Below are 15,893 nucleotides of genomic sequence, written 5' to 3'. Positions count from 1 at the left end.
CTACCTTGCCACCCACTCGAGAACAACAAGATGGAATTCGACTACCTGATCGTAGGCGCAGGCTCCGCCGGCTGCGTCCTTGCCAATCGCCTGAGCGCCGACCCCGGCGTCACCGTGGGCCTGATCGAAGCGGGCCCGGAAGACCGCTCGCCGCTGATCCACACCCCCGTCGGCATGGCCGCGATCCTGCCGACACGGCATGTCAACTGGGCGTTCAAGACCACTGCGCAGCGAGGCCTGGGCGGTCGCCATGGCTACCAGCCTCGCGGCAAGGTGCTGGGCGGCAGCAGCTCGATCAATGGCATGATCTACATCCGCGGCCATCACGACGATTACAACGACTGGCACGCGCTGGGTAACGAAGGCTGGTCGTTCGACGATGTGCTGCCCTACTTTCGCAAGAGCGAGATGCACCATGGCGGTGACAACGACTACCACGGCGGCGAAGGCGAGCTTTACGTCGGCCCCGCGCATCGCCATGTCGTCACCGAAGCCTTCGTCGAGTCGGCCCTGCGTGCAGGACACGTTTTCAACGAAGACTTCAACGGTGCCCGGCAAGAGGGTGTCGGCTATTACGACGTGACCATCCGCGATGGCCGGCGCTGGAGCACGGCCACCGCATTCCTGAAACCGGTGCGCCAGCGCCGTAACCTCACGGTGCTGACCAACACCCATGTCGAAAGCATCGTGATCCAGGGCGAGCGCGCCACTGGCGTGCAGGCGCTGATCAAGGGAAGTCGGGTACACCTGAAGGCGCGCAAGGAAGTGCTGCTGGCCGCAGGGTCCTTCGGCAGCCCGCATCTGCTGATGCTCTCGGGCATCGGCCCGCGAGCCGAGCTCGAACCCCAGGGTATCGCCGTCAGGCATGAGCTGCCGGGGGTGGGCCAGAACCTGCGCGATCATCCCGATGTGGTGCTGTGCTACAAGAGCAGCGATACCTCGCTGCTTGGCGTGTCCCTGGCGGGCAGCCTGAAGATGGGCAAGGCGACCTATGAGTACCTGCGCCACCGTCGCGGCCCTTTGTCCAGCAACTGCGCCGAAGCCGGTGCATTCCTGAAGACCGACGCGACCCTCGCTCGACCGGATATCCAGCTGCACTCGGTGATCGGCACGGTCGATGACCACAACCGCAAGCTGCACTGGGGCCACGGCTTCAGCTGTCACGTCTGCGTGTTGCGCCCCAAGAGCATCGGCAGCGTGGGCCTGGCTTCACCGGACTCGCGTGTCGCCCCGCGCATCGACCCGAACCTGCTGGACCACGACGACGACGTCGAGACCCTGCTCAAGGGGTACCGCATGACCCGCGAGATCATCGCCCAGACACCGATGGCCAGCTTCGGCCTGCGCGACTTCTACAGCGCCGGCCTGCACAGCGATGAACAGCTGGTCGAGATCCTGCGCAAACGCACCGACACCATCTACCACCCGGTCGGTACCTGCAAGATGGGCCAGGACGACATGGCCGTGGTCGACAGCCAGCTGCGGGTTCACGGCATCGATGGCCTGCGTGTGATCGACGCCTCGATCATGCCAACGCTGGTCGGCGGCAACACCAATGCCGCCGCGATCATGATCGGCGAGCGCGGCGCCGAGTGGGTCGCCCAGGGCTGATATCGTTCAGGCCCCACGTCGCCACCGCCCAACGAGCAATCCGGCGGTGGCGTCCTGCGTGAAAGCTCCACCAGCCTACCCCTGAGGCAGCACCCTGGAAAAAAAAGGCGCCCCGAAGGGCGCCAAAAAGGGCATGACGAGCATGGGAGCAGCGTCAACGCGGAGCGACTTCGTCATGCCCGCCCAGCACACCGAGCCTCAGCGCAGCATCAGACGCAGCAGCGCCTGGGTGAGGCGACCGTAAGGCGGTTTGAGCAGGAAGCTGCCGTTGCGTTTGGCTTGATAGAAGATCGGCCGCATCTTGCTGAATGTCTGGAAACCCTCTTCGGCGTGATAGTGGCCCAGCCCCGAGTGGCCGACGCCACCGAATGGCAGGTTCTCCTGGAGCACGTGCAGCATCACGCTGTTGACCGAGACGCCGCCGGAGATCGTCTGCCTCAACAGCGTCTCGACACGCCCCTGGTCCTCATCGAACAGGTACAAGGCCAGCGGCCGTTCGTGGGCGTTGATGTAGTCCACCGCCTCTTCCAGCCGGCGATAACCGAGCACCGGCAGCACCGGCCCGAAGATCTCCTCCTGCATGATGAGCATGTCGTCGCGCACGTCGAACACCAGGTGCGGCGCCAGCTTGCCGACCCGGCGGGCGCCTTCGGCGTCGGCCAGGGCGACGACCCGCGCGCCCTTGTCGCGGGCATCGGCCAGCAGGGCTTCGACCCGTGCCATCTGGCGCGGGTTGATCATGCAGGTGTAGTCGGGGTTGTCGGCCAGCGGTACCGGGTAATGACGGCTGACCGCCGCACTCGCATGCTCGATGAACGCCTCTTCGCTGCCGGCTGGCAGGAACAGATAGTCCGGGGCGACGCAGGTCTGCCCGGCATTGAGGCACTTGCCCCAGAGGATGGTGTCGGCTGCTTTGCGCAAGGGGTAATCGGGGGCCACCAGTGTCGGGGACTTGCCACCGAGTTCGAGGGTCACGGGGGTGAGGTTCTCGCTGCAGTTGCGCATGACCTGCCGGCCTACCGCGGGCGAGCCGGTGAAGATCAGATGATCGAACGGCAAACGCGAGAAGCCGTCGTTGATACCGGGACCTGGCTGGATGACCGCCACCAGGTCCTCGGCAAAGCGCCTGCCCAGCAGCTCGGCCAGCAGCCGCCCGAAGTGGCTCGAATCGCTGGCGACCTTGATCATGGCGCGGTTGCCGGCGGCCAGGGCGCCGCACAGCGGCCCCAAGGTCAGGTAGAGGGGGTAGTTCCAGGGCGCGGCAATGCCGATCACGCCGAGCGGCTGGGCGAGCACGGCCGCACGCCCGGGCTGGAACCAGAGACCGACTCCGCGCTGGCGCGGTTTCATCCAGCGTTTCAGGCTTTTGATCGCATGATTGATTTCGCTGACCAGGCCAAAGACGTCCAGCAGTTTGGTCTCGTGCACGGAGCGGTGGCCGAAGTCGCTGGAAATGGCCGCCGCGATCGCATCTGCGTGCTCCAGTACCAGCGCCTTGAGCGCTTGAAGGTTGGCTCGACGTGATAGGTACGAGGGATAACGTGCTTCGGCAAACGCCTGGCGCTGGAGGGCAAATACCTCGCGCATGCGTTCGACCGCCGGCGCGACTTGTTCAATGGACATGGGATGTACTCCGGGGTGGATTGCAAGGCTGCGCAGAGCCCGCGAACGGCTGCATCAGCGCGCGCAGCCCTTGGCGCGCTCCAGGGCGAAGAAGGCGTAGTACAGCTGGATCAGCATGTACGACCAGGTGACCAGGGCGATGGACAGGAAGATCGCCTTGGTATCGTCGCCTGGGATCGGGTAGAAGTCGTAGATGCACGCCACGATCAATCCCGATATCGCCGCGACGGTCACGCCCAGCGCATGCAGGCGCTCACCCGCGCGGGCAAGCCTGGCGATGAAATACGCCAGGTAAGCCGAATAGGCGAACCACATGACGACATAGAAGTAAGGCAATGGCTTGGCCATGAAGTCGCTCTTGATCATGACCAGCGTGCTGGCGAAGGTGATCGCGAAGATCACCGCGTCCTTGAGCTTCGAAGGCTTGTAGTTGTGGGTCACCGCCATCAGGCCGAGCACCGTGACGATGGGGATGCCGAAGCCTCGGGAGAACGCATCGCAGAAGAACGAGATGCCATAGGAGATCTGCGATTGGGTCAGCAGGAAGATCAACAGGTTGCTGCCGGAAAACGCGACGATCAACCACTCCAGCCCCAGTAGGAAATTGCCCTTGCGCAGAAACTTGATGCCGTAGATACCCCCGGACGCGATCAAAAGCACACAGGTGAGCAAGGCGAAAACATCTTTGGTTTCCATAGCGAAATTCTCTTGTTATAGAAATCGGAACGTCATTTCGGCGCAGTGGCGAGCGAGGCGAGGTAATGGGCGAGCGCCTTGCGATCCGCTGGTGACAAGGTTGCGCTGATCGCCTGCATCGAACCGCTCGGATCGGTCCGCCGCCCCTCGGCAAAGGCATCCAGTTGTGCCAGGAGGTAGTCGGCGCCCTGCCCCGCCAAGCGGGGGAATGGCCCCTGCCCGAGCAGATGCTCGCCATGGCAGGCCATGCAAGCGCCCGCCGCCGCCAGCTTGCCGCCTTGCGCGCGCAGGGCCGGGTCGGGGTCGAACCCATGGTTGTCGAGCGCCGGCTGACGCGCGTAGTAATCGCTCAGTTCGACGATCTGTTTTTCAGTCAGGCTCATGGCCAGCGGCTGCATGTTCGGGTTCATGCGCTGGCCACTGGCAAAGGTGTGCAGCTGTGTCTTCAAGTAGTCCGCGGGTTGTCCCGCCAGGCTCGGATAACGTTGGTGCAGGGAGCTGCCTTGTTTGCCATGGCACGCCAGGCAGGCATCCGCCGTCTGTGGCCAGGGCCCCTCCGCCTCGTAGGCCTGGGTGGTGGTGTCGAGATAGTCCTGCAGCCGGTACAGCCCAAGCAGGTCGCGGCCGAACAGCGCCAGCAGTACCACCAGCACTACACCGGTAACCAACAACAGTTTCTTTTTCATGACCGCCCCTCAAGCCTGACGCAGCGAAGCGAGCGCCTGCAGCGCGCCCTGATGACCCGAACGCACCGCGCCATCCATGTAGCCCGCCCAGATTTCGGCGGTTTCGGTCCCCGACCAGATCAGGTTGCCGCATGCCGGACGCAAGGACTCCCCATGCTGGCTCCAGAAGCCGGGTGGGATTGCCGATACGCAGGTGATGCTCCAGGGGTCGGCCTGCCCCCAGTCATGGTCGTGATAGCCGATTGGGTTCAGCGCTTCGTCACCCAGGGATCGTGCGTAGATTTGCGCCAGCACACGCTGAGCCGCGGCAGGTTCGGACGGCACCATGGCGTTGACGATAAAAGCGTTGATTACGCCGATTTCGCCATTGGGCGGCGAGTTGTCCCACGCCCACAGCACCTGCCCCTTCACCTCTACGGTGTGGCCATTGAGCCCCTTGTCGCGCCAGAACGGCCGCTTGTAGACCATGGCGGTCTTGCGTGCCGGGCTGTGGGCGGGCCAGGCACGTTGCAGCGCGGCCCGGCCTTCGGGCAGTGCGGGCTGGAAGCGTACCTGGTTGCACAGCGCAGGATGGATCGCCACGATGACCCGGCGTGCGCGGACCTCGCCCTGGTCGGTGACCAGCCTCACCACCTCGCGGTCCCAGTCGGCGATCTCGCGCACCGGGCAGGCCAGGCGTAGCTTGTCACCCAGCGCCTCGGCCATGCGTGTGCACAACAGCTGCGAGCCGCCGACGAAACGTGTGCCCTGCGCACTGTCCTTGATCGAGTCGAGCTTCATGTAGTCGCAACTCGCCGAGTTGATCATCGACAGGAAATGCAACAACCCCATCCTGGCCGGTGGCACGCCACCGGTGAGGGTCAGACTGGTGTCCCACCCCGATCGATCTTCAGGCTTGATGCCTTGCCGGGCCAGCCACTCGCCCACCGAGAGTTTGTCCAGCTCCGCAACCCTTGACGAAGTCCAGGGGGCGCCAGAGGGCACGACCTTGGACAGTTCGCTGAGCTTGGCGCCGATGCGCTCGTCCGTGCCGAAGGTGCCGTGCAGGTCAACCTCGAGCCGCCCTTCCCCGCCAAGCACTACGGTCTTGCCCTGGTAGTAGGTCGGGAAAGTATCTATCTGGAGCTCACGCGCCAGGTCGGCCACCGCAGTTTGCCCAGGCCCGATCCACTGGCCGCCGGCTTCGGAGATCTGGCCCCCGCCCAGGTCATGGTTCAGCACCCGGCCGCCGACACGATTGCGTGCCTCCAGCACCACGAATGACTGGCAGCCTGCGTTGTGCAGGTCGCGTGCGGCGGTCAGCCCTGCCATGCCGGCACCGATGATCGCGACGTCGAGCACGCCATCATCGCTGTCGCGAACGCGGGCCGTGCCTTCGGCGGCGCTTGCCGGCAACGCGTGCAGGCCCAGGCCACCGACGGCCGCCGTGGCGCCGGCGAACTTCAGCAATTGCCGACGCTTGAGATCGAATGAATTGGAGGGGGGCTTTTCAGCCATTTCGCATACCTCGCACGGTTGTAGTTTGAGCACGCGCCTTCGGGCAGCGCGTGGTACGGCTGGCGAACCTGCGGGTCACGCGCCAAGCGCAAGGCGCAGCGAGCGTCGGCGCAACTGCACGCCGAACAGCATCATCCAGAACGGGAAGATCAGCACCACGATGACCAGCAGGACATTGGTCAGGGCATCGAGCTGCGGGAAAAACCCCGCGATGAAGTACAGGCCGAAGCACCAGCCGACGATCTTCAGCGGCAACAGGATCGAAGCCCCCCATCCGGCATGCTTCAACTGGCTGCCGACCACCAGCCCCCAGAACAGCACGACCGGCCCCTCGCACCACCACAGCCCGCGTTGGCTGCCCACCGCAATGCTGGTCCAGGTGACTTCGGCGGCGGCCTGCACCGCCGGTGAGCCGCTCTGGTGAAGAGCCGCGAGGGTATTGAGCACCGACAGTTGCAAGCCGGCGCCCACCACGCCCAGGACCACGTACGTGGCAATGGCCAGGGCGGCCACGTCACCCAATGCGCCGGCCTGGTCACGGAACGCCCGCCAGAGGTAGCCGCCGATCACCAGCAACGGCAGGTAGAAACCCAGCAGGTCGGCGAACATCGACAGCCTGAAGTACTGCCGCAGCTGCTCCGGCAAACTCAGCATTTGCGCGCCATCCAGGGTCACCGTCATGTCGCCGTGCGTCACCATCAGCATGAAGCCGACGTTCAGGTAGGCAAACAGACCGCCCAGGATCGCAGCCCAGGCCGTCACTCGGACGGCCTCGTTGGAATTGCTGTTCATGCGTGCTCCAAGGTTGCGAGCGCGGGCCGGCCTCAGGCGGGCTGGCCTGCGCAGTAGAGAAAGTTACTGGGCCTGGAAGGCCCGGGCTTTGCGGTTCAGTTGGCGGTCGAGCACGTTCACACCCGCCAGAGCGGCCTGCATGGCGCACCACTGCAGCGGTTCGGGCAGGGTCGAAGGTGTCTTGTGGCGTAGCGCCGCCAGCAGCGGGTGCTCGATACCGCCGATGCGTTCGGCCAATAGGTGGCCAATTAGCGACTGGGTACCGACGCCATGGCCGGAACAACCGGCGCTATAGAGAATGTTGTCGCGGGCACCTGTGGCGCCGACCACGGGTAAGGCGTCGTAGGCCAGGCTGATATAACCGCTCCAGCAAGCATGGATGGGGGTGCCACGAAGCGTTGGGAAACGTTCGCCCAAAGCCTGCTGCAAGGCTTTGTAGGCGGACACATCCGGCTGGTTGGGCGTGGCCGAGCCGTAGGCATAGCCAAGTTGCTTGGTGGTGACCAACAAGGTGTCACGCGCCGTCAGGCGATGACTCTCCATAGTCCAGTGCGGGGTGACGATCCCTTCTCTGCCCTGCCATCCCAGGGTCTGTAGCTGCGCCTTGGACAACGGCGCGGTCTCGATCGCCGAAACCCGCAGCGGCACCACCTTGTCGCGTAGCAGCCCCAACTGCGGCGTGTAGGCATTGGTGGCCAAAACCATGAATGGCGCGCTGGCACTGCCGCGTTCGCTGCGGCAGATGACGGTTGCGCCTTCCTGATAGGACAACAGCCGGGTCTGCTCGAACAGTCGCACCCCGGCCCGCAGGGCGGCGCGGCGCAGCCCCATGACGTACTTGCCGGGATCGAGCGTGCCGCCGTGCTGCGTGCAGCCGAACAGGAACGCTGGCGGGATCCCGCGGGCGCGCATTTCATCGGGTTCGACGAAGCGCGTGACAGAGCCCAACTGCTGCCCCAGTGCCATGCCATGGCGCAGCTTCTTCTCCTGGGACGGGTGCACCGCGGCGCGGATGATGCCGGAGGGGTTGTAGTCGCAGTCGATGGCCAGTTCACCCAGGCGCCGTTCCACGTAGCTGACACCTTCATCGTAGAACGCGACTATTTTCCGCGCCTGCTCCACGCCCACCCGTTTGTGGAACAGCTCGAACTCCACGCCCATGCTGCCGGCCAGGTATCCAGCGTTGCGGCCACTGGCGCCGAAGCCTGCAAAATCCTGTTCCAGGACCACCACGCTGGCACCCAGCGCAGTCAGCTCCAGTGCCGTGGACAGGCCGGCGAAACCGGCGCCGATGATGACCACATCGGCACTGACATCGCCCTCCAGCGCTGGCTGCAGATCGTCCGGGCGCTCGACCCAGCCGCCCAGCAGGCGGAACCGCTGTGAACCGGGGTTGGGCTGCGATGTATCGCTGAAAGTATTCATGCACGCTCTCCAGGCAGCGGTAAAACCGCTGTGCGGCAGGCGCTCGAGAAGCGGCTGGCACACATGACGATCCTCCTGCGGCTTGTTGTTGTGTTTTTTCGACTCTACTGCGCTGATTGATTTAACGCAACTAGTGTTATGTATTTTAATAAAGAGCATCCTTGCCCAGGATCGCCAGGGGTGTGCACAGGTTCAGGACGATGCGCTTGTGCCGCTTGATGCCACAGGCGGCACACACTTCAGGGCAAAGCTTTCCCCGGTCCACGCCGGGAAAACAGCAACGGCCCATCCTCGCCACCGGCCAGCGCGGCGGTCAGCGACACGCCGTCCTTGCGGCGTGACAGCGTGAACGTGCGCCCAACATCCTCGCTGCGCGCCTGCAGGCCATCCAGCCCCACCGCGACCACTTGCTGGCCGTCCACCACGATCGAGGTGATCGAACTGCGACTGTCCAGCGCAATGCGCTGCCACGACGCGCCGTCAGGCGTCCCGCGCAACAAGGTGCCACGCTGCCCACCCACCAGCAGCCCGCCATCGGGCAACACAGCGCCCGTCCAGAGCGTGCCGTCGTAGCCGGTGTCCAGGTATCGCCAGGTCTGCCCTCGGTCGTCGGAGCGCAACAGCTGCCCGCGTTCGGCCGTGGCATAGAGCCTGTGATGACGATCATCGACGAACAGGCTCATCAGGTTGAGGTCCGCGCGGCCGGCGCCCGCAGGTGCCGGCAAGTTGCGCTCGGTCCAGGTCGCCCCGCCATCGTCGGTGGTCAGCACCAGCGACCACAGCCCCACCGCCACGCCCCGCAGGTTGTCGAAGAAATGCACGGCGAACAGCGGCCTGTCCTGGTCAGGGGTCAGGCGCTGGAGCTGCCAATGCTCGCCGCCATCGTCGCTGGCAAGAATCGCCCCCCAATGGCCCACCGCCCAGCCATGCCTGGCATCGGCGAAACTGACGCCGGTCAGGCTGCTGGAGACCGGTACGGAGCGGGCCTGGTGATAGTTGCGCCCGCTGTCATCGGAGAGCAGCACGACGCCGTGATCGCCCACCGCGACCACCCGCTTCTGCGCCCAGGCCGCCCCCAGCAACATGGCCTGGGTAGCGTGCGCGACAGGTGCCGCCGGCACCGCTTCGAGGGCGCTTGCCAAACAGGAGGCGGTCGCCAGGGTGACGCCCAACAGTGTTTTCAGGTATCCCATACCGCTCTCCTCAATGCGCCAGCGCGCCGATCCTGCGCACCGGGCGCTTGCGTGGGAAGATCCGTTCCAGCCAGACCGCGAACGCCGGCAATACGGTCATGGCCATCACCATGTTGACCATGAACATGAAGGCCAGCAGCTTGCCCATGTCCGCCTGGAACTTGAGCGCGGAAAACGCCCAGGTGGCCACGCCGACCGCCAGGGTGATTGCAGTGAAGATGGTCGCCATGCCCACCTCGCGCAGCGACAGCGCCACCGCGACCCCCACCGGCTGGCCATCGGCCTGGTGCAGCTGGATGCGGTTGTAGATGTAGAAGGCGTAATCCACCCCGATACCTACCGCGAGCACCATCACCGGCAGCGTGGCGATGGTCAGGCCTATCTGCAGCGTCTTCATGAACCAGTAGCCAATGAAGGTGCCGATGGTCAACGGCAAGCAGCACACCAGCACGGCGCGCCAGTCGCGATACACCACCAGCACCAGCAAGGCGATGGCGGCATAGACATACAGCAGCATCGGCGTCTCACTCTTCTCCACCTCCTCGTTGATGGCGGCGATCACCCCGGCATTGCCGGCAGCCAGGCGTACGGCAACGCCGGGCAACGGCTGCTCGGCGCGAAACGTCTTGGCCGCCTCGATCACCCGGCCGATGGTGGTGGCCTTGTGGTCCGCCAGGTACAGGTGCACCGCGGTCATGCTGCAATCGTTGCGCATCAGGCCTGGGCTGCGTGCCACTTCAGCGGCCAACGACGAATAGTTCATCGCATCGATCGGCACCGCGCTCATCTTCGGGTTGCCCTCGTTGTAGCCTTCGTTGAACTGACGCATGGCCGAGGAGAACGACGCCACCGACAGCACCCCCGGCACCCCTTCCATCGCCCACGCGAAGCGGTCCTGGTATTGCCCAAGCTCGACGTCCTCGCAGGCGTTGCCACCTGCCTCACCCAGCCGCCCGGGCTGCACTTCGAAGACCACGCTGAGCCAGTCGAGGCCGATGTCGTAGTGGCTGGCGATGGCCAGCGCATCGCGGTTGAAGCGCGCGTCTTCGCGCAGCTCCGGTGCCCCGGCCTGCAGCGAACCAACCACGCGGTCGTGGCTCTGCCAGACGGCCGTGGCGAACACCAGCAAGGCCACCAGCATGACCCAGCGCGCATTGCGCCATTCGGCCAGCGCGGCCAGCCACGCCAGGCGTGCGGCGCGACGCTCGCGGGCGGACTCCTCGCGGGCCGCGTAACGGCCATCGACCTTCAGCATCGAGGCCACCAGCGGCAACATGACCAGGTTGGTGACGATCTTGAAGGCCACACCGAGCGCCGCGGTGATCGCCAGCTCGCGCACCATGGGGATGGGGATCAGCAACAAGGTGATGAACGACACGAAGGCCGTCACCAACGCCAAGGTGCCCGGCACCAGCAACCCGCGGAAGCTCGAGCGCGCCGCCACCGCGACCGTGCTGCCGGCGGCGATCTCGCGGACGATGTAGTTGATCTGCTGCACCCCGTGGGAGACACCGATGGCGAACACCAGGAACGGCACCAAAACCGCCAGTGGGTCTAGTCCGTAGCCCAACAGGCGCAAGCTGCCAAACTGCCAGACCAGCGATGTCAGCGAACAGCCCAGCGCCAGCAAGGTGAAGCGCAGCGAATGGCAGTACCAGTACACCGCCATCGCAGTCAGCAACAGGGCCAGCAGGCAGAACTCCAGCACCGCCGCCGCGCCATCGGCGATATCGCCAATCTGCTTGGCGAAGCCGATGATCTGCACCTCGAACTGCGCATCCTCGAACCGTTGGCGGATCTGCTCCTCCAGCACCCGGTTATAGGCCACGTAATCCAGGCGCTCGCCCTTGGCGTCACGCTCGTTGAGTTCGGCGGTAATCATCGCGCTGCGCTGGTCACGGGAAACCAGGGTACCGATGAAGCCGCCCTGGGCGGTCGAGTCGGCGATCCGGGCGATGGTGGCGCTGTCCAACCGCTCGGGCGTCACCGTCCCGGGTACCAGCGGGTCGGCCCGAAACCCCTCCTCGGTGATCTCGTTGACGAACGCGTTGGGCGTCCACAGCGAGCGCACGCTGCTGCGAGAGATGCCTGGCAGGAACGTCACCGCCTGGGTCACATCGTACAGACGACGCAGGCCCGCCTCGCTCCAGATACTGCCTTCGCGGGCCCTGACCACCAGGGTCAGACGGTTCGCACCGAGCAAGTCGCCACGATACTGCCTGAAGGTTTCCACGTACTCGTGGCCGATCGGCAGCTGTTTCTCGAACCCGGCATCCATGCGCAAATGCACCGCGAACCAGGCCATCACCGTGGTGAACAAGGCCAGGATAAGCAGCACCACACGCCGGTGCCCGAACAGACCGGCCTCGATGCGCGGCAGGACGCCGCGCAGCGATTGCTTCGATACATCGATAGACATGTTCACGGCAGGCCTCACAGAGTGCGCGACAGAACCACGCCGACATAGTCGCGGTCACGCAGCAGTTGGTCGTAGGCCGTGTCGCCCCCCATGAACTTGGCATAGTTGAACGACAGCTGCCAGCTGGCGGGGTTGCGCACGAAGTTGAGGTACAGGTTCAGGCTGCTGGCGTCTTCGGTGAAGGTTGCCGCCAGGTTGGGCGTGCGCCCGCCCAGCGAGCGCGCATAGAAGATGCCCGGGGTCACCTGCCAACCGGGCAGCAGGGTGCCGTCGTAGGTCAGGCTGAAGTCCAGGTTGATCCCCGAAGAAGTCTTGTCGCCGTGGGCCTTGGGTGTGCTGGTCGGGTCTAGCTGCCAGGTGTTGGCCCCGGCGGCGATCACCTCGCCGTCGTAGCTGTCGTGCAGCCCCGGGTACTTGATGACCACCAGCTCGGTCAGCAGGGTGCCGGTGCTTGCCCCTGTCAGGTCCAGCAGCCGCGGCGAGTTGGAGGGCGTCATGCTGTACAGCCCGGTGAGGTGCCACTGGAACTTCTTCTCGTCCTTCCAGCACTTGCCCCCGTTGTTCGCGCACAGGTCGAGCACCGGGTTCAGGGCAACGGCATCCTTCGGTCGGTAGGACAGCTCGGTGCCCACCGCCCAGTCGCCGAGCGGCAGGTTGGCACTGATGCCATACATCATCCGGTCTTCGGGATAGACCCAGTTCTGCGACACGGCGAAGGTGTCCGGATCAAGCAACCGAGTGGTCAGCGAAGGCAGCTTGTCGTGGTAGCGCATCACGTACACGCCCACGTTGAGGTCGCTGTCCTGCGGCTGCCAGCGCAGCGAAAGCCCCCACTGGCCGCTGTCGCGGGCGTTCTTGTCGTCGAAACCGTACGACTTCATGCCCTTGCCGAGCGCGGTGGTGTACGACCAGTAGCTGCCCACCGGCGGCAGTTCGCTCTTGTTCCAGGCGAACTGGTAATAGGCCTCGACGTTGATCCCGGCCCCCAGCCCAGAGGCGACGCTGAGCATCGGCGCCGGCAGCACGGCTTCCTTGAGCTGCACGCCCGGGCGCGACAAGGCCTGCACATCGTAGGCGTTGGTATTGTTGATACCACCCTGCACGAACAGGCTTTCGCCCCAGTTGATCACCTGGTTGCCCAGCCGGGCGCGTACGCGCTGATCGCCCACGTCGAAGCCCTTGCTCACCCACAGGTCGAGCAGGCGCGCCTTGAACTCGAGGTCATCACGTGCCGAACGGGTCAGGCCGTCGCTACCCACGTCCGCCGGTGTGTTGAAGGACAGCGCACCCGTCGTGTCGCTGGCGGCGAAGTCGCGAATCCAGCTGCCCCGGGCCATGAAGGTGAAATCCTCGGGCATCTTGAGCAGCAGCTCGTGAGTGCCCTTCAGGTAGTGGGTGAACAGGTCGCCCTTGTCGTAGTTGAGATCGCCCTGGTCGCCGATACCTGAAGTCTGGGCCAAGCACCCCGCAGGAGGGTGATGGCCCGTCGCCCCCTGATTGATCAGGTTGCAACCCCGGGACTCGGTGCGTACGCCCATGCCATAGGAAATCGTCGAGTCGAAAGCCCCCCTGACGGATTCGGTTTCAAAGGTGAACCCCATTGCCAAGGGGGTCATGCACGCAATAGCAAGGCCTGAAACTTTTGTGATTGTTTTTTTCATGACGGCGCTCTAGAGGTGAAGGTTCAACGTTCGCTGATGGCCCGCAGGTTGTCGGAGGTGTAGAAATCGCGCTTCAGGCGCGGGTTACCGGCATCCTCGGTGAGCCAGCGATGATCCTTGTTGCCAACGCCGATGGAGGTCATGTCGTAGAGATAGCGGCCATCGACCAGGTTGTACTGGGCCTGGGCCTCCATGTCGCAGGTGCCGGTCTCGTAGACCGGGATGGTGTAGCCCTCGCGAACCTTCCAGATCTGCCCCTGTTTGTCGTAGTCGACCGCCATCAGGCCGTTCCAGCTGTCCTCGTCGATGTAGAACACCCGCTTGGGCGCCTGGTGACGCATGCCTTGGCGCACGTTGGCCTCCACCACCCAGACCCGGTGCAGCTCGTAGCGGCGTGCCTGGGGCGCGATGGCGCTCTGCTGCGCGACATCCTCGATGCGCGCCGAACCGTCATAGGCACCGAACGCGTTGTACGGCACCAGCAGCTCCTGCTTGCCGACCAGCTTCCAGTCGAAGCGATCCATGGGGCCGAAGAAGATGTTCGACTCGTCGATGGTGTACTGGTTGTCCAGGCCGATCTGCGGTGCATCGTAGGAGTACGACGGCATGCGCCGTACCCGTCGCTGCCCGGGGAAGTAGTAGAAGGTGCTGGCCTGCTCCCCGGCCTTGGTGGTGACCACCCCCGCCTGGCCCGCCAGGGCGGCCGGCTCGTAGTAGTTGAAGTAGGTGGCCACTTCCAGGCGGTCGAACGAGGAGAACAGCGCACTGCCCTTCTGCCCCCAAGGGGTATACATGAACCAGTCGGTGGAAGTGCGCAGCCAGCTTCCGCCCGCCTCGCGCGGCGACAATCCGGAGACCGTCTTGGACATGTCGAAGCCGACCCCGCGGTAGCGCATCTTCATGTTCCACATGACCTCGGCCCCCGTCGTGGGCAGAGGGAACGGAATGCCGGGAACATGGGCCTCTTGCAACGCCAGGCCTTCGCGGTCGAGAGTGGCGAAGCCGACGTTCTTGCGCGTGTTGTCGACCACGAAGTCCGGCGCGCCGCAGCTGCGCCGCGTCGGGTAGACGTCCATGCGATAACCCGGGATCTTCTTGAACAGCTCGAGCTGGCCGGGCGACAGTTGCTGGGCATGTTGCGCCACATTGCCGGCGTCGATGCTGAACAACGGCTTGTCGTCCTTGAACTTCCAGTGCTGGCCGCGTACCTGGCCATAGCTCCATCCCGAGTCCTGTTTGCCGGGGACCACCCAGGCCGGGATCGAGCCGTCTGCGTTGGCCGCCACCTCGCCGCCCAGGGGGGTCAGCTTGCCGCCCAACTGCCCGGCGTCAGTCCCGGCAGCCTGGGCCGAGCCGAAGACGGCCAGGGCCGCGAGCGCCACCACCAACGGCCGGGCTACTGCGCAGCAGGCATGGCCGCCATAAAGGTGCTGAATCACGTCTTTCATTGGAAGGTCCTCATAGGCTTTGAGCTGCCGCCGGTCATTCCTGATGCCAGGAGTGGAGACGACAGGGTCAGTTCGACACCCCGGGCGCGTACCCGGGCAGAAAGCCTTGAGCAAACCACATGCCAATTTCGTAACAAGTGTTTTCTACATATTTATCATTTAGTTATCATTTTTATAACGATTGATATGTGATACTTGAAAACTCATCAGTGCACGTTGTTGGGACTACGTCTGCACCAAAAGCGTGAATTTACGAAACATGTGTTACCTAAATATGTTGTCGCTCCGGACAGGCAATAAGGTGAGTGGTGGGGTTTGGCGCACCTATCAAAACGAGTCCCCTGCGCTCTGGTCTCCGACAAGCTCACTTCCCAGCCAATCGATGAACGCTTGCACTGGCGGACGCTCGTGCTTTTGGCTCACCTACCCGCACGCCACCCACGACAGGCACGGGCCGCTGCGCCTGGCGGCAAAGGTCCACGCCTGGCGTGAAGCGATACCGGGTGACGGTTTCCGCCCGCACATGACCAATGAATGGATCGACCTGGACGACGACCCACACTTTCCCCAAACGCCCCTGCAGGGTGGTTACGTGCTGCGCACAGGGCGCCATGGGCTGGTCGAACTGCTGGAGGAATGGCGCGAGGCCGGGGTGAACCACGCCGCGCTGGGACTGCAGATGGCCAGGCGTCCAGCACAGGAGATCATCCAGGAGCTGGCCGAGGAGGTGTTGCCATTGTTTCCGACGCTGCCTGGGCCGCAGCCTCATTCACAAAGCTGGTAGCGCCAGGCAGCCGCAGAGACTGTCCATCGCGGTATGTCGGGTAGCCCCAGCCATGTGC

11 protein-coding genes and 1 pseudogene are annotated in these 15,893 nt (G+C 64.4%); 2 read left to right on the top strand and 10 right to left on the bottom strand.

The annotated features are described in order from the left end of the window. The first annotated feature begins 30 nt into the window (after positions 1 to 30). Entirely contained in the window at positions 31 to 1,611 is a 1,581-nt protein-coding gene (locus OH705_RS02310) for a GMC family oxidoreductase (RefSeq protein WP_267300821.1), read from the top strand. 198 nt (positions 1,612 to 1,809) lie between these two features. Here the strand turns inward: OH705_RS02310 and OH705_RS02305 are convergent, their stop codons facing one another. The 10 genes from OH705_RS02305 to OH705_RS02260 all read right to left on the bottom strand — a co-directional run bounded on the left by OH705_RS02305 (position 1,810) and on the right by OH705_RS02260 (position 15,051). Continuing rightward, positions 1,810 to 3,234, bottom strand: a complete 1,425-nt coding sequence (locus OH705_RS02305; protein WP_267300820.1) for a coniferyl aldehyde dehydrogenase — start codon at positions 3,232 to 3,234, stop codon at positions 1,810 to 1,812. Positions 3,235 to 3,288: 54 nt separating this feature from the next. Next, on the bottom strand, positions 3,289 to 3,930 hold the full coding sequence (locus OH705_RS02300) for a hypothetical protein (RefSeq protein ID WP_267300819.1): 642 nt from the start codon (positions 3,928 to 3,930) through the stop codon (positions 3,289 to 3,291). A 32-nt stretch (positions 3,931 to 3,962) separates the two neighbouring features. Continuing rightward, entirely contained in the window at positions 3,963 to 4,616 is a 654-nt protein-coding gene (locus OH705_RS02295) for a c-type cytochrome (RefSeq protein WP_267300818.1), read from the bottom strand. A 9-nt stretch (positions 4,617 to 4,625) separates the two neighbouring features. Continuing rightward, complete coding sequence (locus tag OH705_RS02290; RefSeq protein ID WP_104444019.1) at positions 4,626 to 6,113, bottom strand: flavin monoamine oxidase family protein; 1,488 nt, start codon at positions 6,111 to 6,113, stop codon at positions 4,626 to 4,628. A gap of 75 nt (positions 6,114 to 6,188) precedes the next feature. After that, a complete protein-coding gene (locus OH705_RS02285; RefSeq protein ID WP_094011118.1) occupies positions 6,189 to 6,905 on the bottom strand; it encodes a hypothetical protein in 717 nt (238 codons plus the stop codon). A gap of 63 nt (positions 6,906 to 6,968) precedes the next feature. Next, entirely contained in the window at positions 6,969 to 8,330 is a 1,362-nt protein-coding gene (locus OH705_RS02280; RefSeq protein WP_094011117.1) for an NAD(P)/FAD-dependent oxidoreductase, read from the bottom strand. Positions 8,331 to 8,569: 239 nt separating this feature from the next. Beyond that, positions 8,570 to 9,523, bottom strand: a complete 954-nt coding sequence (locus tag OH705_RS02275) for a WD40/YVTN/BNR-like repeat-containing protein (RefSeq protein WP_104444021.1) — start codon at positions 9,521 to 9,523, stop codon at positions 8,570 to 8,572. Between the two features lie 10 nt (positions 9,524 to 9,533). Then, on the bottom strand, positions 9,534 to 11,942 hold the full coding sequence (locus OH705_RS02270) for an efflux RND transporter permease subunit (protein ID WP_267300815.1): 2,409 nt from the start codon (positions 11,940 to 11,942) through the stop codon (positions 9,534 to 9,536). Positions 11,943 to 11,956: 14 nt separating this feature from the next. Then, a complete protein-coding gene (locus OH705_RS02265; RefSeq protein WP_323873483.1) occupies positions 11,957 to 13,603 on the bottom strand; it encodes a DUF1302 domain-containing protein in 1,647 nt (548 codons plus the stop codon). A 23-nt stretch (positions 13,604 to 13,626) separates the two neighbouring features. Further along, positions 13,627 to 15,051, bottom strand: a complete 1,425-nt coding sequence (locus tag OH705_RS02260) for a DUF1329 domain-containing protein (protein WP_094011113.1) — start codon at positions 15,049 to 15,051, stop codon at positions 13,627 to 13,629. Positions 15,052 to 15,466: 415 nt separating this feature from the next. Here OH705_RS02260 and OH705_RS02255 point away from each other — a divergent pair. Next, positions 15,467 to 15,835: pseudogene (locus OH705_RS02255) on the top strand (LLM class flavin-dependent oxidoreductase); the annotation flags it as partial. Between the last annotated feature and the right edge of the window lie 58 nt (positions 15,836 to 15,893).

This window comes from Pseudomonas sp. BJa3, assembly GCF_026343815.1.
Lineage (GTDB): Bacteria > Pseudomonadota > Gammaproteobacteria > Pseudomonadales > Pseudomonadaceae > Aquipseudomonas > Aquipseudomonas soli.
Note: the sequence above shows the minus strand (reverse complement) of the source record. Positions and strands in the feature narration are given on the sequence as shown.